This window comes from Murinocardiopsis flavida, from assembly GCF_003014485.1.
Lineage (GTDB): Bacteria > Actinomycetota > Actinomycetes > Streptosporangiales > Streptosporangiaceae > Murinocardiopsis > Murinocardiopsis flavida.
The window spans coordinates 77,617-101,198 of record NZ_PYGA01000017.1 but is presented as its reverse complement, the minus strand read 5'-3'; the positions used below and the strand labels follow the sequence as shown (position 1 = coordinate 101,198).

Below are 23,582 nucleotides of genomic sequence, written 5' to 3'. Positions count from 1 at the left end.
GATTCGAGACATCGCGGCCGATCCTGAATCGTTGAACGTCAGCTCACCGCCTGCACGGCGGCGAACTCGGAAGTCTTTCATGCGGATGGCACCCTAGCAGCCAACCGCGGCATGCCGAGGGCGGCGCATCCGAGGGACTGTGGATGCCCGCCACCCGGCGCAAGCACCGAAGGGCGCCCGCTGATTAACCCAATCTAGTGGGTGTAGTCAGCGAACGCCCCCATGAACTCACTCGGTCAGCACCCGAACGAGGGTCCGTGCAGCTCACACCGCCGATGACCCGTTTCGGACACATTCCCGTGCCGGTTACAGCTCGGTGGCCGTACCGCCGGCGGCAGCGATCTTCTCCTTGGCGGAAGCGGAGAACGCGTGCACGCTCACCTGCACCGCCACCGAGATGTCGCCGGTGCCCAGTACCTTGACGAGCTGGTTCTTGCGAACCGCGCCCTTGGCGACCAGGCTCTCGACGGTCACCTCACCGCCCTCGGGGAACAGCTTCCCCAGAGCGGTCAGGTTCACCACCTGGTAGGTGGTCGTGAACCGCGCGTTGCTGAAGCCCTTGAGCTTCGGCACCCGGCGGATGAGCGGCATCTGGCCGCCCTCGAAGCCGACGGGCACGGTGCCGCGGGCCTTGGTGCCCTTGGTGCCGCGACCCGCGGTCTTGCCCTTCGACGCCTCGCCGCGGCCCTTGCGGGTCTTGGCCTTGTTGGCGCCGGGGGCCGGCCGCAGGTGGTGCAGCTTCAGCAGCGCGTCGGGAGAGTAGTCGTTCATTCCCCGACCTCCTCGACATTGACGAGGTGCGCGACGATCGTGATCTGCCCGCGAACCTCGGGACGGTCCTCACGGACGACGGACTTGCCGATCCGGCCAAGACCGAGCGTCCGCAGGCTCTCGCGCTGCTTGTGCTTACCGCCGATCTTGGAACGGGTCTGCGTGATCTTCAGCTTGGCCATTGTCAGGCACCCGCCTTGGCTTCCGCTCGGGCACGCAGCATGGCCGCCGGGGCGACGTCCTCGATGGGCAGGCCGCGGCGGGCCGCGATCGCCTCGGGCTGGTTGAGGCCCTTCAGGGCCGCGACCGTCGCGTGCACGATGTTGATGGGGTTGGACGACCCGAGCGACTTGCTCAGGATGTCGTGGATCCCCGCGCACTCCAGCACGGCGCGCACCGGACCGCCGGCGATGACACCGGTACCCGGGGCGGCGGGACGCAGCAGGACGACACCGGCCGCCTCCTCGCCCTGGACGCGGTGCGTGATCGTGCCCTGGATCCGAGGCACCCGGATGAAGTTCTTCTTGGCCTCTTCGACGCCCTTGGCAATGGCCGCGGGAACTTCCTTGGCCTTGCCGTAGCCGACGCCGACCATCCCGTTGCCGTCGCCGACGACGACCAGCGCGGTGAAGCTGAAGCGCCGACCGCCCTTGACGACCTTCGCGACCCGGTTGATGGTCACGACCTTCTCGATGTAGGAGACACCCTTGTCTGCGGCGCCGCCGCGGCGATCGTCACGGCGGTCACGCCGTTCGCCGCCGGCGCCGCGCCGCGGTGCTGCAGCCATCAGTGGTTCCTCTTCCCGTGGATGAAAGTGCTCTTGACCGGAGCCATGCCTAGAACTCCAGTCCGCCGGAGCGCGCGCCCTCGGCAAGGGCGGCCACGCGGCCGTGGTACTTGTGCCCGGAGCGGTCGAACACGACGGTGTCGATGCCGGCGTCCTTCGCGCGCTGCGCGATCAACTCGCCGACCTGCTGCGACTTGTCGGTCTTCTTGCCCTCGGCGGCACGGATCCCGGTCTCCAGCGTCGAGGCCGACACCAGCGTCTTGCCGACGGTGTCGTCGACGATCTGCGCGACCATGTGCTTGGACGACCGGGTCACGACCAGGCGCGGACGCTCGGTCGTGCCGGTGATCTTCTTGCGGACCCGGATGTGCCGGCGCGCACGGGAAGCCGCACGCGTAGCCGTCCCCTTGCGGGCCAGCGTCGAGCGATTCGCCATGCTTACTTACCAGCCTTTCCGGCCTTGCGGCGGATGTGCTCGCCCTTGTACCGCACGCCCTTCGCCTTGTACGGGTCGGGCTTGCGCAGACCGCGGATGTTCGCGGCGACCTGGCCCACCAGCTGCTTGTCGATGCCGTCGACGTGCAGCACGGTCGGCTTCTCGACGCGGAAGGCGATGCCCTCCGGCGGCTCGACCACAACGGGGTGGCTGTAGCCGAGCGAGAACTCCAGGTTCGCGCCCTTGGCTGCGACGCGGTACCCCACACCGTGGATCTCCAGGGTCTTGCTGTACCCGTTGGAGACGCCCTCGATGAGGTTCGCGATGAGTGCACGGGTCAGCCCGTGCAGTGAGCGGTTCTCGGGCTTGTCGTCCGGGCGGAGCACCGTGAACTCGCCGTCGTCCAGCGAAACGGTGATCGGCTCGGTGACAGTGTGCGCCAGTGTGCCCTTCGACCCCTTGACGGTGACGTCTTGCCCGTTGATCGTGACTTCGACGCCCTTCGGGACCGAGATCGGCAGTCGACCGATACGCGACATGCTGAAATCTCTCCCTCTACCAGACGTAGGCGAGGACTTCGCCGCCCACGCCGCGCTTTTTGGCCTGCTTGTCGGTCATCAGGCCGCCGGACGTCGAAATGATCGCGACGCCGAGCCCACCCAGGACGCGCGGAAGGTTGTCCTTCTTCGCGTACACGCGGAGGCCGGGCTTCGAGACGCGGCGGACGCCCGCGATGGAGCGCTCACGGGTCGGCCCGTACTTCAGGTCGACCACGAGGCTCTGCCCGACGGTCGCCTCCTCGGCGCGCCAGCCCTGGACGTAGCCCTCCTGCTGGAGGATCTCGGCGATGTGCGCCTTGATTTTCGAGTACGGCATCGCCACGGTGTCGTGGTATGCCGAATTCGCGTTGCGCAGACGCGTGAGCATGTCTGCGATCGGGTCGGTCATCGTCATGGCCGAATGGCCCTTCCTCACTGCGGTTTCCGACGAGCGGACAGTGCCCTTCCCAGAGCCTGCTCCGCCGCGTGCGAGCACGGCGGCGGATCACTATCGGACCTGCGGCGTGGTCATGGGCGTGCGCGGTCCGCCTGGCGGACCGCACCGTGCCCTATCTGTTGGTCATCTCTTTCGGCGCTGACGCGCCGCGGCGAGAGTGCGCCGCTCGCCGGCCCCATGGGGGCGGCCGACCCGCGGAACACAGGGTCGGCCGGTCCATGGTATTACCAGCTTGACTTGGCGATGCCCGGGAGTTCGCCCCGGTGCGCCATCTCGCGGAAGCAGATACGGCAGAGGCCGAACTTCCTGAAGACGGCGCGCGGACGGCCGCACCGCGAGCAACGAGTATACGTGCGAACCTCGAACTTCTGCTTCCGGTTCGCCTTAGCGATCAGTGCCTTCTTCGCCATACCTGTGGTCTCCTCAGGCGTCCTTGAACGGGAAGCCGAGCTGCTTGAGCAGGTAGCGGCCCTGGTCGTTGTCGGTCGCCGTGGTGACGACCGTGATGTCCATCCCGCGGGGACGGTCGATCTTGTCGGGGTCGACCTCGTGGAACATGACCTGCTCGGTCAGACCGAACGTGTAGTTCCCGCGGCCGTCGAACTGCTTCGGCGACAGGCCGCGGAAGTCGCGGATCCGGGGCAGCGCGAGGGAGAGCAGCCGGTCCAGGAACTCCCACATCCGGTCGCCGCGCAGCGTGACGCTGACGCCGATCGGCTGGCCCTCGCGCAGCTTGAACTGCGCGATGGAGTTCTTGGCCCGGTTCACCTTCGGCTTCTGCCCGGTGATGGCCTGGATGTCGGCGATGGCGCCCTGGATCAGCTTCGCGTCGCGCGCGGCCTCGCCGACCCCCATGTTCACCACGATCTTGGTGAGCCCGGGGACCTGCATGATGTTGGCGATGTCGAACTCGGAGCGCAGCGCCGGGATGATCTCGGCGCGGTACTTCTCCTTGAGGCGCGGCATCGCCGGGGCGGCGGTGTCGTTCGTGACCGTCATCAGATGTCCTTACCACTGCGGCGGGAGACCCGAACCTTGGTTCCGTCTTCCTCGAAGCGGTATCCGACGCGGGTGGCCTTGCCGTCCTCGGCCAGTGCCACGTTGCTCACGTGGATCGACGCCTCCTGGGTGACGACCTCACCCTGCTGGCCGCCCGCCTGGTTCGCCTTCTTGTGCTTCTTGATGAGGTTGACACCCTCGACAACGACCCGGTTCTCCTTGGGGAGGGACTTGATGACCTTCCCCGTGGCACCCTTGTCCTTGCCGGCGATGACGATGACCTCGTCGTCCTTCTTGATCTTCATCGCCTAGAGCACCTCCGGCGCAAGCGAAATGATGCGCATGAACTTCTTGTCCCGCAGCTCACGCCCTACCGGGCCGAAGATACGGGTGCCTCGCGGGTCCCCACCGTCCTTGATGAGCACGGCGGCGTTCTCATCGAAGCGGATGTAGGAGCCGTCGGGCCGGCGGCGCTCCTTACTGGTGCGCACCACGACGGCCTTGACGACATCGCCCTTTTTCACGCCGGCGTTGGGAAGCGCGTCCTTCACCGTCGCCACGATGATGTCGCCGATACCCGCGTAGCGCCGACCCGAGCCGCCGAGGACGCGGATGGTCAAGATTTCCTTGGCACCCGTGTTGTCGGCGATCTTGAGTCGCGACTCCTGCTGAATCACGTCTGCTCCTGATTTCTGCGCGCGAGTTCACGGCTCGCGCATGGCAGTTGCTCGATACCGCCCGGCGGCGGCCGATCTCCACGAATCGGCCGCCGAGCCGGCGGAATTTACTTGGCCTTCTCCAGGATCTCCACGATGCGCCAGCGCTTGGTCGCCGACATCGGGCGGGTCTCCATGAGACGGACCCGGTCGCCGACGCCGCAGCTGTTCTGCTCGTCGTGCGCCTTGTACTTGGTGGTGCGGCGGATGACCTTGCCGTACATGGCGTGCTTGATGCGGTCTTCCACCTCGACGACCACGGTCTTGTCCATCTTGTCGCTGACGACCAGGCCCTCGCGCACCTTGCGGTAGTTGCGCTCGTGGTCGCGAGTCAGGGCCTTCTCTTCGCTCATTCGGCTGCTTCCTTCGTCTCCTCAGCCGACTCACCGGTCAGCGGCATGATGCCGAGTTCGTGCTCCCGCATGACCGTGTAGATCCGCGCGATCTCACGCTTGACGACACGGAGCCGGCCGTGGTTGTCGAGCTGCCCGGTGGCGGCCTGGAAGCGGAGGTTGAACAGCTCTTCCTTCGCCTCTTTGAGCTTGCCGGTCAGATCCTCGACGGACTGCCCGCGCAGCTCACTGGCGGTCAGGGACTTTGCCATTACTCCCCCGCCTCTCGCTTCACGAACTTGCACTTCATGGGCAGCTTGTGCATGGCGCGGCGCATCGCTTCCTTCGCGATCTCCTCCGGCACACCGGACAGCTCGAACATCACGCGTCCGGGCTTGACCGGGGCGACCCACCATTCCGGCGAACCCTTGCCGGAACCCATGCGGGTCTCGGCGGGCTTCTTGGTCAGCGGGCGGTCCGGGAAGATCGTGATCCACACCTTGCCGCCACGGCGGATGTGCCGGGTCATCGCGATACGCGCCGACTCGATCTGCCGGTTGGTGACGTAGGCGGACTCCAGTGCCTGGATGCCGAACTCACCGAAGTTGACCCTGGTGCCACCCTTGGCGCGACCGCTGAGGTCGGGGTGGTGCTGCTTGCGGTACTTGACCTTACGGGGAATGAGCATCGGTCAGCTCTCCTCGTTCCCGGACTTCTCGGCGGCCTGCGGCGCGGGGGCCTCAGCGGCTGCGCCGGCCTTGGCGGCGTCGGGCTGGCCCGGCGCTCCGCCCTGCGGACGGCGGCGGCGCTGCGGACGCTCGCGCCCGCCCTTGCCTGCGGCGCCGGCGCCGCCGCCCGGAGCGCGCTGCGCGGCGGCAGCCGCGGCCTCGCGCTCGGCGCGGGTCGCCGGAGCGTCGCCCTTGTAGATCCACACCTTCACGCCGATGCGGCCGAACGTCGTACGGGCCTCGAAGAAGCCGTAGTCGATGTCGGCGCGGAGCGTGTGCAGCGGGACACGGCCTTCGCGGTAGAACTCGGAGCGCGACATCTCCGCGCCGCCGAGCCGGCCACCGCACTGGATACGGATGCCCTTGGCGCCGCTCTTCATGGCGCTCTGCATCGCCTTGCGCATCGCCCGACGGAACGCGACACGGCTGGACAGCTGCTCCGCCACACCCTGAGCGACCAACTGCGCGTCGATCTCGGGGTTCTTGACCTCGATGATGTTGAGCTGAATCTGCTTCTTGGTCAGCTTCTCGAGGTTGGTGCGGATGCGGTCGGCCTCGACGCCGCGGCGGCCGATGACGATGCCCGGCCGGGCGGTGTGGATGTCGACGCGGACGCGGTCGCGGGTGCGCTCGATCTCGATCTTGGAGATGCCGGCGCGCTCCATGTTCTGGTTCAGCAGCCGGCGGATCGCAACGTCTTCCTTGACGTAGTCCTTGTACAGCTTATCCGCATACCACCGGCTCTTGTAGTCGGTGGAGATACCGAGTCGGAACCCGTGCGGGTTGACCTTCTGGCCCACTATCGGGTCCTTTCCTTCGTCTTGGACGAGGCGCCGGCGCTCTCGCGCGTCTCGACGACCACGGTGATGTGGCTGGTTCGCTTGGTGACCCGGAACGCACGGCCGAAACCGCGCGGCCTGATGCGCTTCAGGGTCGGACCTTCGTCCACCCACGCCCGGCTGATCACCAACGACCCGCGGTCGAGCTTGTCGTTGTGCTCGGCGTTGGCGATGGCGCTCGCGAGCACCTTGCCCACCGGTTCACTCGCCGCCTGCGGCGCGAACCGGAGCACCGCCTGTGCCTCGTCAGCGGGCAGCCCGCGAATAAGGTCCACCACTCGGCGGGCCTTCCGGGGCGTAACACGGACAAACCGTGCCTGTGCCCTCGTTCCCATCGCTTTTCCCTCGCTCACGGAACTCTCATCCCCATTCACCATGGGGAACATGGCTCATTACTCGTGCAACCGCTAACGGCGGCTACGGCGGTCTTCCTTGACGTGGCTGCGGAAAGTGCGCGTGGGAGCGAACTCACCGAGCTTGTGGCCGATCATCGACTCCGACACGAACACGGGAACGTGCTTGCGCCCGTCGTGGACGGCGATCGTGTGCCCGATCATCTCCGGGATGATCATGGAGCGGCGCGACCACGTCTTGATGACGTTCTTGGTGCCCTTCTCGTTCTGCCCTTCCACCTTCTTCACCAGGTGGTCGTCGACGAAGGGGCCCTTCTTAAGGCTACGTGGCATCAGACGTGCTCCTTACCGCTTCTTCTTGCTACGCCGACGCACGATGAGCCGGTCGCTGGCCTTGCCGGGCTTGCGGGTACGGCCCTCGGGCTGGCCCCACGGGCTGACCGGGTGGCGGCCACCCGAGCTCTTGCCCTCGCCACCGCCGAGCGGGTGGTCGACCGGGTTCATGGCGACACCGCGGACGGTCGGGCGCTTGCCCTTCCACCGCATGCGGCCGGCCTTGCCCCAGCTGATGTTGGACTGCTCGGCGTTGCCGACCTGGCCGACGGTCGCCCGGCAGGTGACCTCGACCTGGCGCATCTCACCAGAGGGCATGCGCAGCGTGGCGTAGTTGCCCTCCTTCGCCAGGAGCTGGATCTGCGATCCCGCGGAGCGGCCCAGTTTGGCGCCGCCGCCGGGCTTCAGCTCGACCGCGTGCACGAACGTACCCGTGGGGATGTTGCGCAGCGGGAGGCAGTTGCCCGGCTTGATGTCGGCGTTGGGGCCGTTCTCGACGCGGGCTCCCTGCTTGAGGCCGGCCGGCGCGAGGATGTAGCGCTTCTCGCCGTCGACGTAGTGCAGCAGGGCGATCCGGGCGGTCCGGTTGGGGTCGTACTCGATGTGTGCGACCTTGGCGGGAACGCCGTCTTTGTCGTGGCGGCGGAAGTCGATCACGCGGTACGCGCGCTTGTGACCGCCGCCCTGGTGGCGGGCTGTGATACGGCCGTGGCCGTTGCGCCCGCCCTTGGAGTGAAGCGGACGGACCAGGGACTTCTCCGGGGTCGAACGTGTGACCTCGACGAAGTCGCTCACGCTCGATCCGCGGCGACCCGGTGTCGTCGGCTTGTACTTACGAATGCCCATCTTCTTCGCGCATTCCTTTACGTGTTGCTCGGGATGAACCGGTACGGCGGGTGGATCAGACTCCGAAGATGTCGATCCGGTCGCCGTCCTTGAGGCTCACGATCGCGCGCTTGGTGTCGGGACGCTTCCCGAACCCGAACCGGGTCCGCTTGCGCTTCCCCTGGCGGTTGATCGTGTTGACCGAGGTGACCTTCACCGAGAAGATCTGCTCGACAGCCTGCTTGATCTGCGTCTTGTTGGAGCCGGGGCGAACCAGGAACGTGTACTTGTTCTGGTCCATGAGCCCGTAGCTCTTCTCGGAGATCACCGGTTCGACGATGATGTCCCGAGGGTCGGGGATCCTCACTGGTCGTCCTCCTGAGACGTCGCAGCCGACGAGGTGCCCTGCACGTGGGCGAGGAACTCCTCGTAGGCGGCCTCGGTGAACACGATGTCGTCCGAGTACAGGACGTCGTAGGTGTTCACCTGGTCGGCGTCGAGGAAGTGCACCTCGGGCAGGTTGCGCAGCGCCAGCCGGTTGTGCTCGTCGTCGCTGTGGAGAACGATCAGGACCTTCTCGGACCCGGTGATCTCGCGCAGCGCCTTCAGCGCGGTCTGCGTGCGCTTGGTGGTGACGTCGGCCGCGACGAAGTCGCTGACGACGTGCAGCCGGCCGTGCCGGGCCCGGTCCGAGAGGGCGCTGCGCAGTGCGGCGGCCTTCATCTTCTTGGGGGTCCGCTGGGAGTAGTCGCGCGGCTTGGGGCCGTGCACCGTCCCACCGCCGGCGAACTGCGGGGCGCGGGTCGAACCCTGGCGGGCGCGGCCGGTGCCCTTCTGGCGGTACGGCTTCTTGCCGCCGCCGCGCACCTCGCCGCGGGTCTTGGTGGAGTGCGTGCCCTGCCGGGCCGCCGCCTCCTGGCCCACGACCACCTGGTGGATCAGCGGGATGTTGACCTTCTGCTCGAAGACCTCCGCGGGGAGATCGACGGTCCGGTCGGAACCGGAGACCTTGATGGTCGCCATGGCCTACTTACCCCCCTTCGCGGCGGTGCGAACGAGCACCAGGCCGCCGTTCGGGCCGGGAACCGCACCCTTCACGAGGATCAGCCCCTTGTCGGCGTCGACCGCGTGCACGATGAGGTTCTGGATGGTCTTGCGCGAGTTGCCCATGCGCCCGGCCATCCGCATGCCCTTGAACACGCGTCCGGGGGTGGCGCAGCCGCCGATGGAGCCGGGCGACCGGTGCTTGCGCTGGGTGCCGTGCGTGGCGCTGAGGCCGCGGAACCCGTGGCGCTTCATCACACCCGCGAACCCCTTGCCCTTCGTCTTGCCCGTGACGTCGACCTTCTCGCCCGTGGCGAAGGCACCGGCGTCCAGCACCTCGCCCAGCGAGAACTCGCTCGCGTCGGTGGTGCGGACCTCGACGAAGTGGCGCTTGACGGGGAGCTCGTGCCGGCGCAGGTAGTCGCCGAGAGGCTTGTTCACCTTGCGCGGGTTGATGTCGCCGTAGCCGAGCTGCACGGCGGAGTAGCCGTCGGTATCCGGAGTACGGACGCGGGTCACGACGCACGGACCGGCCTTCAGGACCGTCACGGGCACGATCCGGCCCGCGTCGTCGAAGACCTGGGTCATGCCGAGCTTCTCGCCCAGAACTCCCTTGATCTGCTTGGTCATGTCTGTGCGTCCCTTAGAGCTTGATCTCGATGTCGACGCCGGCCGGAAGGTCGAGCCGCATGAGCGAGTCGACGGTCTTCGGCGTCGGGTCGATGATGTCGATCAGCCGCTTGTGCGTGCGCATCTCGAAGTGCTCGCGCGAGTCCTTGTACTTGTGCGGCGAACGGATGACGCAGTAAACGTTCTTTTCCGTCGGCAGCGGCACCGGGCCCGCGACCTGCGCGCCCGTCCGGGTCACCGTCTCGACGATCTTGCGCGCCGAGCTGTCGATGACCTCGTGGTCATATGCCTTGAGCCGAATGCGGATCTTCTGTCCCGCCATGGTGGCCTTATCGTCCTTCGTTCGTGTCCGTAGAGGCCGCGCGCCGGCCGATGACTCCGGCTCGGGGCCCCCTCGGGGCTGCCCTATTGCTGGCTCTATTCACCTGAGAAAGTGCTTCAGGGCTGTCCCCTGAGGTGGCTTCACCGCTACAGAGCCCGATGGCGTCGTTCATGGTGTGGCGGCCGAACCGACCTGCGGCCCGACCGCCACACCGAGGCACCGTGACTCCGGCACCCCTTGCGTTGTGCTACTTGACAACCTTCGTGACACGACCGGCGCCGACCGTCCGGCCACCCTCGCGGATGGCGAACTTGAGGCCCTCCTCCATGGCGACCGGCTGGATCAGCTCGACCTTCATCTCGGTGTTGTCGCCCGGCATGACCATCTCGGTGCCCTCGGGCAGCGTGACGACGCCGGTGACGTCCGTGGTGCGGAAGTAGAACTGGGGCCGGTAGTTGTTGAAGAACGGGGTGTGCCGTCCGCCCTCGTCCTTGGACAGGATGACGACCTGGCCCTCGAACTCGGTGTGCGGGGTGGTGGTGCCCGGCTTGATGATGACCTGGCCGCGCTCCACGTCCTCGCGCTTGATGCCGCGCAGGAGCAGGCCGACGTTGTCGCCCGCCTGGCCCTGGTCGAGCAGCTTGCGGAACATCTCCACACCGGTGACGGTGGTGGTCTGCTTGGTGTCCTTGATCCCGACGATGTCGACGGTCTCGTTGACGTTGACGACACCGCGCTCGATGCGGCCGGTCACGACGGTGCCGCGGCCGGTGATCGAGAAGACGTCCTCGATCGGCATGAGGAAGGGCTTCTCGACGTCGCGGACCGGCTCCGGGATGTTCTCGTCAACGGCCTTCATGAGTTCGAGAACGGCCTCGGCCCACTTCTCGTCGCCCTCCAGCGCCTTGAGCGCGGAGACCTTGACGACGGGCAGGTCGTCGCCGGGGAACTCGTACTCGCTGAGGAGCTCGCGCACCTCGAGCTCGACGAGCTCGAAGATCTCGTCGTCGTCCACCATGTCGGCCTTGTTCATGGCCACCACGATGTAGGGCACGCCGACCTGGCGGGCGAGGAGCACGTGCTCCTTGGTCTGCGGCATCGGACCGTCGGTGGCGGCGACGACCAGGATGGCGCCGTCCATCTGGGCCGCACCCGTGATCATGTTCTTCACGTAGTCGGCGTGGCCCGGGCAGTCGACGTGAGCGTAGTGCCGCGACTCGGTCTGGTACTCCACGTGCGCGATGGAAATGGTGATACCGCGCTCGCGCTCTTCAGGGGCCTTGTCGATGTCCTCGAAAGGCGTGAAGGGGTTGAGTTCCGGGTACGCGTCGTGCAGCACCTTGGTGATGGCAGCGGTCAGCGTCGTCTTGCCGTGGTCGATGTGACCGATGGTGCCGATGTTGACGTGCGGCTTGGTCCGCTCGAACTTGGCCTTCGCCACTGGACTTCTCCTACTGGTCTAACGCCGTGTGACGTACGAGTTTGCTAACTGAGTTGTTGCGTGTCGCGATTACTCGCCGCGGGCCTTGGCAACGATCTCCGTGGAGACGTTGGTCGGCACCTCGGCGTAGGAGTCGAACACCATCGTGTAGTTCGCCCGACCCTGAGTACGGCTGCGCAGGTCACCCACGTAACCGAACATTTCCGAGAGCGGGACCTGGGCCTTGACGACCCGCGCGCCGGAGCGCTCGTCCATGCTCTGGATCAGACCGCGGCGGCTGTTGAGGTCACCGATGACGTCGCCCATGTAGTCCTCGGGCGTGGTGACCTCGACCGCCATGACCGGTTCGAGCAGAACCGGCTTGGCCTGACGAGCGGCCTCCTTGAAGACCATGGAGCCGGCCACCTTGAACGCGAGCTCCGAGGAGTCGACGTCGTGCGCGGCACCGTCCTGAAGGGTGACCTTGACCCCGACCAGCGGGTAGCCGGCGAGGATGCCGAACTGCGCGGCCTCCTGGCAGCCGGCGTCGACCGACGGGATGTACTCGCGCGGGATCCGGCCACCCGTGACCTTGTTCTCGAACTCGTACCCGGCGCTGTCGCCCACACCGTCGACCACGAGCGGTTCGAGGTCGATGATGACGCGCGCGAACTGGCCGGAGCCACCGGTCTGCTTCTTGTGGGTGTAGTCGACCTTGACGACCTTCTTGCGAATGGTCTCGCGGTAGGCCACCTGCGGCTTGCCGATGTTGGCGGCGACCTTGAAGTCATCGCGCATGCGGTTGACCAGCACCTCGAGGTGCAGTTCGCCCATGCCGCCGATGATGGTCTGGCCGGTCTCCTCGTCGCCGTGCACCGTGAAGGACGGGTCCTCCTCGGCGAGGCGCTGGATCGCGCTGCCCAGCTTCTCCTGGTCGCTCTTCGTCTTCGGCTCGACCGCGACCTCGATCACCGGCGCGGGGAACGTCATGGACTCCAGCACGATGGGGTGCCCGGGGTCGCACAGCGTCTCGCCCGTGGTGGTGTCCTTGAGGCCCATCACCGTGACGATGTCACCGGCGCCGACACTCGCGATCTCCTCGCGCTTGTTGGCGTGCATCCGGTAGATCTTGCCGATGCGCTCCTTGCGGCCCTTGAGGCTGTTCAGCACCGCGGTGCCGGCCTCCAGGACACCGGAGTACACCCGGATGTAGGTGAGCTTGCCCAGGTGGGGGTCGCTCATGATCTTGAAGACCAGCGCGGAGAAGGGCTCCTCGTTGCTCGGCTTGCGCTGGAGCTCGGGCTTCTCCGCCTCGTCCTTGGGGTCGTGGCCGGCGACGGCCTCGACGTCCAGAGGGGTCGGCAGGTAGTCGACGACCGCGTCGAGCAGCGGCTGCACGCCCTTGTTCTTGAACGCGGTGCCGCAAACGATCGGGATGGCCGTACCGGCGACGGTCGCACGGCGGATCGCCGGGACGATCTGCTCCACGGTGGGCTCCTGGCCCTCCAGGTAGAGCTCCATGATCTCGTCGTCGGCCTCGGCGAGCACCTCGACCATCTTGTCGTGCGCCTCGCGCGCCGCCTCGGCGTGGGTGTCCGGGATGTCGATCGTGTCGTACATCTCGCCCTTGGCGGCCTCGTCGCTCCAGACGTAGGCCTTCATGCGGACGAGGTCGATGACGCCCTTGAAGTCGGACTCCGCACCGATGGGGAGCTGGATCGCCAGCGGGTTCGCACCCAGGCGGTCGCTGATCATGTCGACGCAGCGCTGGAACTCCGCGCCGATCTTGTCCATCTTGTTGACGAAACAGATCCGCGGGACGTTGTAGCGGTCGGCCTGACGCCACACCTGCTCCGACTGCGGTTCGACGCCTTCCTTGGCGTCGAACACCGCGACCGCACCATCGAGCACACGCAGCGACCGCTCGACCTCGGCAGTGAAGTCCACGTGGCCGGGCGTGTCGATGATGTTGATCGTCGTGTCGTTCCAGTGCGTCGTGGTCGCAGCGGAGGTAATGGTGATACCCCGCTGCTGCTCCTCCTTCATCCAGTCCATGGTGGCCGCGCCCTCATGGACCTCACCGAGCTTGTAGTTCACGCCGGTGTAGAAGAGGATCCGCTCAGTCGTCGTGGTCTTGCCCGCGTCGATGTGCGCCATGATCCCGATGTTGCGGACCTTGGCAAGGTCAAGAGCAGTGGTAGCCATGTGGCTCGTCTTCTCTCGGTCTCTCGTATCGATAAGCCGCGGGGGTTACCAGCGGTAGTGGGCGAACGCCTTGTTGGACTCGGCCATCTTGTGGACGTCCTCGCGGCGCTTGACGCTCGCGCCCAGACCGTTGCTGGCGTCGACCAGCTCGTTCATCAGGCGCTCGGTCATGGTCTTCTCGCGGCGGGCGCGGCTGTACTGGATCAGCCAGCGCAGCGCCAGCGTGGTGCTGCGGGAGGCGCGAACCTCGACCGGCACCTGGTAGGTGGCGCCACCGACACGGCGGCTGCGCACCTCAAGGGCCGGCTTCACGTTGTCCAGCGCGCGCTTGAGGACGACGAGCGGGTCCTGGCCGGACTTCTCGCGGGCACCCTCAAGGGCTTCGTAGACGATGCTCTGCGCGATGGAGCGCTTGCCGTCCATGAGCACCTTGTTGATCAGCGAGGTGACCAGAGGCGAACCGTAGACCGGGTCGTTGATCAGGTGGCGCTTCGGCGCCGGGCCCTTGCGCGGCATACTTACTTCTCCTTCTTCGCGCCGTAGTGGCTGCGACCCTGCTTGCGGTTGCGGACGCCCTGCGTGTCGAGCGAACCGCGCACGATCCGGTAGCGCACACCGGGAAGGTCCTTCACACGGCCGCCGCGGACGAGCACGATCGAGTGCTCCTGGAGGTTGTGGCCGACACCGGGGATGTACGCGGTGACCTCGATCTGGCTGCTCAGCTTCACGCGAGCGACCTTGCGCAGCGCCGAGTTCGGCTTCTTGGGCGTGGTGGTGTAGACACGCGTGCACACACCACGACGCTGGGGGCTCCCCTTGAGCGCCGGGGTCCTGTTCTTGGCGACCTTGCTCTGGCGGCCCTTGCGGACAAGCTGCTGGATGGTGGGCACCGCGTCTCCGTACTTACTCGTGACCTACGCCGGTTGTTAGCCGAGTCTTCGCTGTTGACCTGCTGACATTCCCGTCCCCCCCGACCCACGCATCCGGGCGTGTCGCGGTTGTTCCGGCACTGTGAGCACCGGCCGACGCCGACCAAATGGTCGATGATCATGGGAGGAGGTATCACGCGGCGCAAGCGTCTGCGACCCACATGAACTGAGATCGCATCCAATGGAGCGCACGCGTGTGACCCGTCGACTCACGGGCAGGAAAGTCCAGGGTAACCGAGCCGGTAGACACGGTCAAAATGAAAACCGTGGCCCGGTCGCCCGATGCTCGCGCAGCCCGCTGCTGCCGTAGGTCGTCTTCCATTCTACGTCCCACAACGAGTGCTCACGCAGTTTCCCCCCACACAGCGGGAGCGATGCGTCACCCACCCGGTACGGACGTCGACGGCGGGCCCCTACCCGGGGTTCTCCGACGCGTAGGCGTAGACCATGGCGGTGTCCTCGCCATCGGGTTCACCGTCGTCCCGCTTCGCGCCGTCCGCCGGGAACACGACGAGGACGCCCCTCTGGACGAGCCCGTTCGTGGGGTGGTCCCCCGTGCACTCCACCGTCTCCGCGATCTCCGTCCGGTGCTCCCCGATGGAGAACTCCTCGCGCTGTTCGGCGTCCGGCGGACCATCGGAGGGATAGAAGGTGAAGTTGTCCGCGGTGCAGGCGACCTCCGCACCGCCCCGGGTCGTCTCGTAGCGGAGCCGATAGTAAGGGCGATCGCCTTCAAGGAGTTCCGCGTCGACCTTCAGGCCCGTCGCGTCCTCCGGCAGCCGCAGGCCGCTGAGCTTCTCGAACCCCTTGCCGAGTGCCGCAGTGGATGTCGGCAGCGGCGACGCTGTCGGCGACGGACCGGGATCCGGTTCCCCGCCGACGCAGCCGGCCGTCAGCACAACGGCCAGAACCACCCAGGGCAGCGTCATCCGGTCGCCCACAGGCCACCCCTTCTGCTCGACGGACGCGGCGCCTTCCATCCGGTACTCCTGATCCACTCCGACAACCTCGCACACCGGCCGCCGCCGCGGCGAGGCCAACGGATCGAGCCGCGGGGCCTTGCGGCGATCCGCTCGGAGCCGGGCCGCCCGGTGAAGGCCGGGACGTGCGACAGGCCGCCCTGGCACGGCGAGGGGCCGGGCTCTCCTGATTGGAGTGCCCGGCCCCTTTGTGTGGTCATGCTGCTGTCGGCGTCACATGAGGTAGAGGTAGGCGACGACGCCGCCGGCGATGTTGGCGACGAGACCGAGGACGGCGAACGCCGTTCCGATCACCACCAGGTTGCCGCCCTCCAGTTCCCCGTTCGACGCGCCGATGGCTCGGCGCGCCTTCGGGCCGGTGATCAGCGCGGCGATCGCGGTGAACAGGCCGATGAGCGGGAACAGGCCGAGGATGCCCAGCCACATGGTCGCAACGGCGAGGCCCGCGGTCTCGGGCCAGTAGTCGACGTTGTCGTAGCCCGGGTACCGCTCGCCGCTCGACGAACGCTCCTCGAACCCCGGGAACTCCGATGCCATGGAGTCGCGGCCGCCGCCGCTGCGCCCGCGCCGCCCCTGCGGGTCGTCCGGGTGCCCGGCGTACTCGTCGACCGCCGGGAAGTCCCCGGTCGGCGGGTACGGGCCCCCCGGCTGGATGGGACCGCCGCGGTAGCCGCCGCCGTCCCACTGGGTGGCGCCGCCCTGCGGGCCGGGGCCACCGTGGGAACCGTCATCGGGGCCGCCGCGCTCGCGGTAGAGGTCGAAGCCCTCGTTGCCGCCGTGCGGCGTGACGGGGTGACCGCCGTCGGGACCACCGAAGCCCTGCGGGCCGCCGTAGCCCTCGGGGCCCCCGGGGTTCTGCGGGCCGCCGTAGGCATCGGGGGCGCCGTAGCCCTCGGGGCCGTGGCCCTGCGGGCCGCCGAACCCCTCCGGAGCGCCGTAGCCCTGCGGGCCGCCGTACTGCTCCGGGCCGCCATAGCCGCCGGGACCGGCGAAGCCCTGCTGGCCCCCGGTGCCTCCGAAGCCCTGCTGACCCCCCGTGCCCGCGAAGCCCTGCTGACCCCCCGTGCCCGCGAAGCCCTGCTGAACCCCGGTGCCTCCGGGGCCGCCCTGGTACTCCCCTCCGGTGAAGCCTTCGGGACCGCCGAAGCCCTGCGGGCCGCTCAGGCCGCCGGGACCTGCGCCGTACTCGGGTTCGCGTGCGCCGAGCTCGTCGTAACGCGGCTCTGGGCCCGCTGCACCCGCGGTCGAACCGCGGCCGTCGAACCCGAGTTCGTCGCCCACGGCGGGCATCGCCTGCGTGCTCTGCCCGAACCCGCCCGGGGACGCACCGAACCCGCGGTCGTCGGGGACGGCCGGGATCTCGCGGGTGCCCGGACCGGGGTCGGCGAAGTCGGGCCGGGGTTCCTGGCCGCCGCCGAACGGCGTGCCGGGATAGGCACCCTGGTCGCTGTACGGCGATGCGGGAGCGGTCCCCTGGTCGCCGAACGGCGGTGCCGGGGCGGAACCCTGGTCGCCGAACGGCGATGCGGGAGCGGTCCCCTGGTCGCCGAACGGCGGTGCCGGGGCGGAACCCTGGTCGCCGTACGCGCCCGGGCGTCCGTCGAACCCGAGTTCGTCGCGGTCGGCCGAGGGCGCCCGTGCTCCGGAGCCGGCCGGGCCGCGGCTCGCGTACAGCGAGTCGTAGTCGCCGGACGGGGCAGGGCTGTCGGCCGGGCCGCGGCTCGCGTACAGCGAGTCGTAGTCGCCGGGCGGGGCGGGGCTGTCGGCCGAGGGCGCGGGGCCGTCCCGCGGGCCGTCGCGGTCGAACGGCGACGGGGCGCGGTTCGGCGCCTGGTCGCCGATGCCGCCGGCCGGCGAGGCGCCGAACTGCGGCGCGTCACCCGAAGCGAAGTCCTGGGTCTCGTGACTGGGCGACCCGTTCTGGCGCCGCTGGCGGTCGCGCTCGGCTGCGTCGCGGACGTTCTGCGGGAGGCGTTCGTCGTCGCGGCTGAACGCCCAGGTGTTCCCGCTGCCGGTGCCGAGGCCGCCGCCGAGCGGATCGGGCCGCTCGGGCGCAGAAGGCGTCGACGCCGCCCGGTCCGGGGCGAAGAGGTCGGGCGCAGCCGCGCCCGGCGGGCCGCCGGGGTCGCGACGCGATTCGGGGTCGTCCCCCGGCGCCCCGCCGCGGCTCGGCGGCGGGGGCGAGTCGAACGACATGCGCTCCATGTAGGGGCGCGAGAAGTCCTCGTAGTCGCCCTGGCCCGGCTCCGCTGACGCGGATCGCGCACCGGAACCGAACGCCTGCGGGGCCTCCCCACCCCGCGGGCCGAACGTGCCGCCGGTCTCGCCCGGGCTCTCCCACTCGTGGGGTTCGCGCGCGGACCCCGCGGGCGGCCTGCCCTCGGCGTAGACCGAACTCGCGGAGTCGACGTCGAACGGCGCGGGATCGGCGGCGCGGCCGCCCGTCGCCGGGGCGTCCCAGGCGGGGCGGTCCTCGGCGGGACGGTACGGCGAAGCACCGCCGCCGGACTCGCCGGGGCGGTCGGACCCGTGGAACGAGCCCCCCTGCCCGCCAGGGTCGTAGGGCTCGCCGAAGGAGCGCGTGGACCCGGAGTCGGCGCTCCACGCCGGGGGTTCGGCCGGGGGCTGCGGCGCGGACGCCGCCGGGCCTGGCTCGAAGCCGACCGGCCGGTCCCAGTCGAAGCGCGCCCCGGTGCCGCCTGCGGCGGCGGAGTCGGAGGCCGCCGGGTCGAACCGCGTCCCGTAGCCCGACGGGGCCGATTCCGGCGCGCCGGAGTCGAACCGCGACGGGCCGGAGTCGCCGCCCGGCCGCCACGGGGCGTCCGCAACGGACTCTCCGGACGTGGTGTCGCCCCACGAGAACCCGCCGCCCGAAGGGGTGTGGCCGCCCGTGCCGGGGCCACCGGAGAGGTCGGAGTCGGGGCCGGAGTCCGCGCGCGCGGGCCCGCCCCACTCCGGCGACTGCGGGCCGGGCCCCGCGGTGGAGGGGTCGCCCCACGAGAACCCGCCGCCAGGAGCGGCGTAGCCGCCGCCCCCCGGTGCACCGGAGAGGTCGGCCGTGGTGTCGGCGCCGCCGGAGCGCGCCCCGCCCCACGGCTGCGGGCGCGACGGCGCGAAGGGGTCGCCGCCCGCAGGGCCGTGGCCCTCGGCCCGGGGGACCGCGGGAGAGTCGGCGCGCGGTTCGGCGCCGGGCCGCTCAGGCGCCGGCGCCTCCCACGAGGACGGCCGCCGGCCGGACTCGGCCGGCGGGCTGTCGCTCCAGGAGAACCCGCCGCCGGACGCGCCGCCGCCCGTCCCCGGGACGCCGGAGAGGTCGGCCGTTGTGTCGGCGCCGCCGGACGGTGACCCGCCCCACGGCTGCTGGTCGGGCTCGGCGGGCGGCCGTTCGCCGCGCACGCTCGCGCCGAAGCCGGGGTAACCGCCCGTGCCGCCCGACGGCGGCGCGGGGGGAGCCGACTGCGGCAGCCGGTAGATGCCTTCGTCCTGCCCCCCGCCGGACCCGCGGGACCCGTCGGCCCCGGAGAAGAGGTCGCCGTCGCCGGGCGCCGCGGCCTGCGGGCCGGGCCCGCCGAGGTCGCCCAGCGCCGACGGGTACGGCTCGGCCATTCCCGGACGTTCCGTGCCGCCCCGCAGCCCCGGGTACCCCCCGGTCTCGGGTGTCGAGACGCCGCCGGCCGCCCCCGCGGCCCGCTCGTCGGCCCCGGCGCCCATTTGCGGCGCCTGGTCGGCCGGGTTCCCCGGCGGGAACTGCTCGTCTTGGTCGGCCTGGGTCCGGTACCGGTCGGTGGTCGGGACGAACCAGGACTCGGTGCCCTGTCTGCCGGGCCCGTGCTCCTGGTCTTCCTCCGCCGACCCGTATGGGCCGCCTCCCCCGTGTTCGGTCACTGTCGTCGTTCTCCCGCCCGCGCGTGAGCGCGTATCAGAACTGTCCCCACCCGAGTATGACGATCGGACATGACGACGGCGGCAGTTCCACCCCATCTGGGGTGGACCGCCGCCGCCGCCGAATCAGTCAAGCGATCTCACCGATCGTCCTTCTCGGTCACCTGTTGTAGGGACCGAAGTCGTACTCCTCCAGCGGGACGGCTTCGCCGGATCCCTGCCCGAAGGTGTACTCGCTGGGCTCCTCGTAACCCGACACCGAGTACATAGACGCCTTGGCGTCCTCGGTCGGTTCCACTCGGATATTGCGATACTGGGGCATACCCGTACCAGCCGGGATGAGCTTACCCAGAATGACGTTCTCCTTGAGCCCGAGGAGCGGGTCGGTCTTGCCGTGGATGGCGTTCTCGGTGAGCACCCTGGTGGTCTCCTGGAACGACGCCGCCGACAGCCACGACTCGGTGGCCAGCGACGCCTTGGTGATACCGAGCAGTACGGGCCGCGCCGACGCGGGCTGGCCGCCTTCGGCCACCACCTGCCGGTTGAGCGACTCGAACTTGGGGCGCTCCACCATCTCGCCGGGAAGCAGGGCTGCGTCGCCCGCCTCCAGGATGTTCACCCGCTTGAGCATCTGCCGCACGATGATCTCGATGTGCTTGTCGTGGATCGAGACGCCCTGCGACTTGTAGACCTCCTGCACCTCCGACACCAGGTGCTGCTGGACCGCGCGCGGCCCCTGGATGCGCAGCACCTCGTGCGGGTTGATGGCGCCCTGGATCAGCTGCTGGCCGACCTTCACGTGGTCGCCCTCGCGGACCATCAGCGCGGCGCGCATCGGGACCGGGTAGGCGATCTCGTCGGAGCCGTCGTCCGGGATCAGGATGATCTTGCGGCTCTTGTCGGTCTCCTCCAGCCGGATCCGGCCGTCGAGCTCGGAGATCGGGGCCACACCCTTGGGGATGCGGGCCTCGAACAGCTCCGTGACACGCGGCAGGCCGTGCGTGATGTCCTGCCCGGCCGAACCGCCCATGTGGAAGGTCCGCATGGTGAGCTGCGTGCCGGGCTCACCGATGGACTGCGCCGCGATGATGCCGATGGCCTCGCCGACGTCCACCGGCTGGCCGGTCGCCAGCGACCGGCCGTAGCAGGTGGTGCAGACGCCGATACGGGCCTCGCAGATGAGCGAGCTGCGCACGCGCACCCGGGTGACACCGGCCTCGATGGCCTTGTCGATCGCCTGCTCGGTGGTGTCGGACAGCGCGGGCAGGATGACCTTGCCGTCGACGACGACGTCCTCGGCGATGGTCCGGCCCGACCCCGTGTTCTCCACGTTGTGCTTGCGCACCACGACCCCGGCGGCGTTCTTCTCGCCGATCTCGTGCCACAGCGAGCGGTCGGTGCCGCAGTCGATCTCGCGGACGATGACGTCCTGCGCGACGTCCACCAGGCGCCGGGTGAGGTACCCGGAGTCGGCGGTGCGCAGCGCCGTGTCGGCGAGGCCCTTGCGCTGGCCGTGCGTGGAGATGAAGTACTCCAGCACGGACAGGCCCTCGCGGTAGGACGCCTTGATCGGCCGCGGGATGGTCTCGCCCTTGGTGTTGGACACCAGGCCGCGGATACCCGCGATCTGGCGCACCTGCATCGGGTTGCCGCGGGCGCCGGAGTTGACCATCATCCACACCGGGTTGTCGGCGGGGAAGTTGGCCTCCATCTCCTTGGCGACCTCGTTGGTGGCCTTGGTCCAGATCTCCGTGAGCTCCTGGCGGCGCTCGTCGTCGGTGATCAGACCGCGGTCGTACTCCCGCTGGATCTTGTCGGCCTGCTTCTCATAGCCGTCGAGGATCTGCTGCTTGCGCGGGGGCGCGACGACGTCGGCGATGCCGATGGTCAGGCCCGACCGGGTCGCCCAGTGGTACCCGGCGTCCTTGAGGGCGTCGAGGGTCGTGGCGACCTGCACCTTCGGGTACTTCTCCGCCAACTCCGTGACCAGCGACGACACCTGCTTCTTCGCGACCTGGAAGTTCACGAACGGGTAGTCGACCGGGGTGGTCTCGTTGAAGAGGTACCGCCCCAGGGTCGTCTCCAGGACGTAGGGCTTGGTCTCGTCGAAGTCGTCCGGGCGCACCCAGTCGGCCGGCGGCGGGACATCGCCGTCGACCCGCAGCTTGATCAGCGCCTGGAGGTCGAGCTCACCGGAGTCGTAGGCCATGATCGCCTCGGCCGGCGTGCGGAACGCGCGCCCCTCGCCGACCGCCCCCTCCTTGAGGGTGGTCAGGTAGTACAGGCCGATGATCATGTCCTGGGTGGGCATGGTGACCGGCTTGCCGTCGGACGGCTTCAGGATGTTGTTCGTGGCGAGCATCAGGATGCGCGCCTCGGCCTGGGCCTCCGCCGACAGCGGCAGGTGCACCGCCATCTGGTCGCCGTCGAAGTCCGCGTTGAACGCGGTGCACACGAGCGGGTGGATCTGGATGGCCTTGCCCTCGACCAGCTGCGGCTCGAACGCCTGGATGCCGAGGCGGTGCAGGGTCGGCGCGCGGTTCAGCAGCACGGGGTGCTCGGTGATGACCTCTTCGAGGACGTCCCACACCACGGGCCGGGACCGCTCGACCATGCGCTTGGCGCTCTTGATGTTCTGCGCGTGGTTGAGGTCGACCAGCCGCTTCATGACGAACGGCTTGAACAGCTCCAGCGCCATCTGCTTGGGCAGGCCGCACTGGTGCAGTTTCAGCTGCGGGCCGACGACGATGACCGAACGGCCGGAGTAGTCGACGCGCTTGCCCAGCAGGTTCTGCCGGAACCGCCCCTGCTTGCCCTTGAGCATGTCGGACAGCGACTTCAGCGGCCGGTTGCCGGGGCCGGTGACCGGGCGCCCGCGGCGGCCGTTGTCGAACAGCGCGTCGACGGCCTCCTGGAGCATCCGCTTCTCGTTGTTGACGATGATCTCGGGCGCGCCGAGGTCGAGCAGCCGCTTCAGGCGGTTGTTCCGGTTGATGACCCGGCGGTACAGGTCGTTCAGGTCGGAGGTGGCGAAGCGGCCACCGTCGAGCTGGACCATCGGACGCAGGTCCGGCGGGATCACCGGGACGCAGTCGAGCACCATGCCGTTGGGGCTGTTGCTCGTGTTGAGGAACGCGGAGACCACCTTGAGCCGCTTGAGGGCGCGGGCCTTCTTCTGGCCCTTGCCCGAGCGGATGGTCTCGCGCAGCTTCTCGGCCTCGGCGTCGAGGTCGAAGTTGACGAGGCGCTCCTGGATGGCCTGGGCGCCCATGCCGCCGCGGAAGTACTTCCCGAAGCGGTCGCGCATCTCCCGGTAGAGCATCTCGTCGCCCTCGAGGTCCTGGACCTTGAGGTTCTTGAAGCGGTTCCAGACCTCTTCGAGCCGGTCGACCTCGCGCTGGGCGCGGTCGCGGATCTGGCGCATCTCGCGCTCGGCGGCCTCGCGCACCTTGCGACGCGCGTCGCCCTTGGCTCCCTGCTCCTCCAGCTCGGCGAGGTCGGTCTCCAGCTTGCGGTGCCGGTCCTCGACGGTGGAGTCGCGGCGCTTCTCCAGGTTCTGCCGCTCGACGGAGATGTGCGCCTCGAGCGACTGGAGGTCGCGCTCGCGCGCCTCGTTGTCGACCCAGGTCACCATGTACGCCGCGAAGTAGATGATCTTCTCGAGATCCTTCGGGGCGAGGTCGAGCAGGTACCCGAGGCGGCTCGGCACACCCTTGAAGTACCAGATGTGCGTGACCGGGGCGGCCAGCTCGATGTGGCCCATGCGCTCACGGCGGACCTTCGCGCGGGTGACCTCGACGCCGCACCGCTCGCAGATGATGCCCTTGAAGCGCACGCGCTTGTACTTGCCGCAGTAGCACTCCCAGTCGCGGGTGGGACCGAAGATCTTCTCGCAGAAGAGCCCGTCCTTTTCCGGCTTGAGGGTGCGGTAGTTGATGGTTTCCGGCTTCTTGACCTCACCGTGGGACCACTGACGGATGTCGTCGGCCGTGGCGAGGCCAATGCGCAGCTCGTCGAAGAAGTTGACGTCGAGCACTTGTTTATCGTCCCCTGCT

General features: G+C 68.8%; 28 protein-coding genes. All 28 read right to left on the bottom strand.

What is annotated here, in order from left to right:
• Nucleotides 1-306: 306 nt before the first annotated feature.
• Nucleotides 307-771: a 50S ribosomal protein L15 gene (gene rplO, locus CLV63_RS22530; protein ID WP_106585177.1), complete on the bottom strand. Its 465-nt coding sequence runs from the start codon at nt 769-771 to the stop codon at nt 307-309.
• The gene (gene rpmD, locus CLV63_RS22525) at nt 768-953 is read right to left on the bottom strand and encodes a 50S ribosomal protein L30 (RefSeq protein ID WP_106585176.1); all 186 of its coding nucleotides are present in this window, start codon (nt 951-953) and stop codon (nt 768-770) included. Before rpmD ends, rplO begins: the two co-directional genes overlap by 4 nt.
• 2 nt (nt 954-955) lie before the next feature.
• On the bottom strand, nt 956-1,558 hold the full coding sequence (gene rpsE, locus CLV63_RS22520; protein WP_106585175.1) for a 30S ribosomal protein S5: 603 nt from the start codon (nt 1,556-1,558) through the stop codon (nt 956-958).
• Nucleotides 1,559-1,607: 49 nt separating this feature from the next.
• Nucleotides 1,608-1,994, bottom strand: coding sequence for a 50S ribosomal protein L18 (rplR, locus tag CLV63_RS22515; protein WP_106585174.1), 387 nt, complete (start codon nt 1,992-1,994; stop codon nt 1,608-1,610).
• Nucleotides 1,995-1,996: 2 nt separating this feature from the next.
• Entirely contained in the window at nt 1,997-2,533 is a 537-nt protein-coding gene (rplF, locus tag CLV63_RS22510) for a 50S ribosomal protein L6 (RefSeq protein ID WP_106585173.1), read from the bottom strand.
• 16 nt (nt 2,534-2,549) lie between these two features.
• On the bottom strand, nt 2,550-2,948 hold the full coding sequence (gene rpsH / locus CLV63_RS22505; RefSeq protein ID WP_106585172.1) for a 30S ribosomal protein S8: 399 nt from the start codon (nt 2,946-2,948) through the stop codon (nt 2,550-2,552).
• 266 nt (nt 2,949-3,214) lie between these two features.
• On the bottom strand, nt 3,215-3,400 hold the full coding sequence (locus CLV63_RS22500) for a type Z 30S ribosomal protein S14 (protein ID WP_106585171.1): 186 nt from the start codon (nt 3,398-3,400) through the stop codon (nt 3,215-3,217).
• A 13-nt stretch (nt 3,401-3,413) separates the two neighbouring features.
• The gene (gene rplE / locus CLV63_RS22495; RefSeq protein WP_106585170.1) at nt 3,414-3,989 is read right to left on the bottom strand and encodes a 50S ribosomal protein L5; all 576 of its coding nucleotides are present in this window, start codon (nt 3,987-3,989) and stop codon (nt 3,414-3,416) included.
• Nucleotides 3,989-4,294, bottom strand: a complete 306-nt coding sequence (gene rplX / locus CLV63_RS22490; RefSeq protein ID WP_106585169.1) for a 50S ribosomal protein L24 — start codon at nt 4,292-4,294, stop codon at nt 3,989-3,991. Before rplX ends, rplE begins: the two co-directional genes overlap by 1 nt.
• A gap of 3 nt (nt 4,295-4,297) precedes the next feature.
• Complete coding sequence (gene rplN, locus CLV63_RS22485; RefSeq protein ID WP_106585168.1) at nt 4,298-4,666, bottom strand: 50S ribosomal protein L14; 369 nt, start codon at nt 4,664-4,666, stop codon at nt 4,298-4,300.
• A gap of 107 nt (nt 4,667-4,773) precedes the next feature.
• Nucleotides 4,774-5,058 carry a 30S ribosomal protein S17 gene (rpsQ, locus tag CLV63_RS22480; protein ID WP_106585167.1) on the bottom strand — a complete coding sequence of 95 codons (285 nt, stop codon included), beginning with the start codon at nt 5,056-5,058 and terminating at the stop codon, nt 4,774-4,776.
• Nucleotides 5,055-5,309, bottom strand: a complete 255-nt coding sequence (rpmC, locus tag CLV63_RS22475) for a 50S ribosomal protein L29 (protein ID WP_106585166.1) — start codon at nt 5,307-5,309, stop codon at nt 5,055-5,057. Before rpmC ends, rpsQ begins: the two co-directional genes overlap by 4 nt.
• Nucleotides 5,309-5,725, bottom strand: a complete 417-nt coding sequence (gene rplP / locus CLV63_RS22470; RefSeq protein ID WP_106585165.1) for a 50S ribosomal protein L16 — start codon at nt 5,723-5,725, stop codon at nt 5,309-5,311. The genes rpmC and rplP overlap by 1 nt, the downstream gene beginning before the upstream one ends.
• A gap of 3 nt (nt 5,726-5,728) precedes the next feature.
• Nucleotides 5,729-6,565, bottom strand: coding sequence for a 30S ribosomal protein S3 (gene rpsC / locus CLV63_RS22465; RefSeq protein ID WP_106585164.1), 837 nt, complete (start codon nt 6,563-6,565; stop codon nt 5,729-5,731).
• Nucleotides 6,565-6,939 (bottom strand): 50S ribosomal protein L22, encoded by a 375-nt coding sequence (gene rplV, locus CLV63_RS22460; RefSeq protein WP_106585257.1) that lies wholly within the window; start codon nt 6,937-6,939, stop codon nt 6,565-6,567. Before rplV ends, rpsC begins: the two co-directional genes overlap by 1 nt.
• 72 nt (nt 6,940-7,011) lie before the next feature.
• Nucleotides 7,012-7,290 carry a 30S ribosomal protein S19 gene (gene rpsS, locus CLV63_RS22455; RefSeq protein ID WP_106585163.1) on the bottom strand — a complete coding sequence of 93 codons (279 nt, stop codon included), beginning with the start codon at nt 7,288-7,290 and terminating at the stop codon, nt 7,012-7,014.
• Nucleotides 7,291-7,302: 12 nt separating this feature from the next.
• Entirely contained in the window at nt 7,303-8,136 is an 834-nt protein-coding gene (rplB, locus tag CLV63_RS22450) for a 50S ribosomal protein L2 (RefSeq protein ID WP_106585162.1), read from the bottom strand.
• A 55-nt stretch (nt 8,137-8,191) separates the two neighbouring features.
• Entirely contained in the window at nt 8,192-8,482 is a 291-nt protein-coding gene (rplW, locus tag CLV63_RS22445) for a 50S ribosomal protein L23 (RefSeq protein WP_106585161.1), read from the bottom strand.
• Nucleotides 8,479-9,138, bottom strand: a complete 660-nt coding sequence (gene rplD / locus CLV63_RS22440) for a 50S ribosomal protein L4 (RefSeq protein ID WP_106585160.1) — start codon at nt 9,136-9,138, stop codon at nt 8,479-8,481. Before rplD ends, rplW begins: the two co-directional genes overlap by 4 nt.
• A gap of 3 nt (nt 9,139-9,141) precedes the next feature.
• Nucleotides 9,142-9,789, bottom strand: coding sequence for a 50S ribosomal protein L3 (gene rplC / locus CLV63_RS22435; protein ID WP_106585159.1), 648 nt, complete (start codon nt 9,787-9,789; stop codon nt 9,142-9,144).
• A 13-nt stretch (nt 9,790-9,802) separates the two neighbouring features.
• Nucleotides 9,803-10,111: a 30S ribosomal protein S10 gene (gene rpsJ / locus CLV63_RS22430; protein ID WP_013156110.1), complete on the bottom strand. Its 309-nt coding sequence runs from the start codon at nt 10,109-10,111 to the stop codon at nt 9,803-9,805.
• A gap of 247 nt (nt 10,112-10,358) precedes the next feature.
• Nucleotides 10,359-11,552 (bottom strand): elongation factor Tu, encoded by a 1,194-nt coding sequence (gene tuf, locus CLV63_RS22425; protein ID WP_106585158.1) that lies wholly within the window; start codon nt 11,550-11,552, stop codon nt 10,359-10,361.
• A 69-nt stretch (nt 11,553-11,621) separates the two neighbouring features.
• A complete protein-coding gene (gene fusA / locus CLV63_RS22420) occupies nt 11,622-13,736 on the bottom strand; it encodes an elongation factor G (RefSeq protein ID WP_106585157.1) in 2,115 nt (704 codons plus the stop codon).
• Nucleotides 13,737-13,781: 45 nt separating this feature from the next.
• On the bottom strand, nt 13,782-14,252 hold the full coding sequence (gene rpsG, locus CLV63_RS22415) for a 30S ribosomal protein S7 (RefSeq protein WP_106585156.1): 471 nt from the start codon (nt 14,250-14,252) through the stop codon (nt 13,782-13,784).
• Between the two features lie 2 nt (nt 14,253-14,254).
• Nucleotides 14,255-14,626, bottom strand: a complete 372-nt coding sequence (gene rpsL, locus CLV63_RS22410) for a 30S ribosomal protein S12 (RefSeq protein ID WP_106585155.1) — start codon at nt 14,624-14,626, stop codon at nt 14,255-14,257.
• A 452-nt stretch (nt 14,627-15,078) separates the two neighbouring features.
• Nucleotides 15,079-15,663, bottom strand: coding sequence for a hypothetical protein (locus CLV63_RS22405; protein ID WP_146165632.1), 585 nt, complete (start codon nt 15,661-15,663; stop codon nt 15,079-15,081).
• Nucleotides 15,664-15,858: 195 nt separating this feature from the next.
• Entirely contained in the window at nt 15,859-19,530 is a 3,672-nt protein-coding gene (locus CLV63_RS33695; protein WP_106585153.1) for a hypothetical protein, read from the bottom strand.
• A gap of 157 nt (nt 19,531-19,687) precedes the next feature.
• A complete protein-coding gene (locus CLV63_RS22395; RefSeq protein ID WP_106585152.1) occupies nt 19,688-23,563 on the bottom strand; it encodes a DNA-directed RNA polymerase subunit beta' in 3,876 nt (1,291 codons plus the stop codon).
• Between the last annotated feature and the right edge of the window lie 19 nt (nt 23,564-23,582).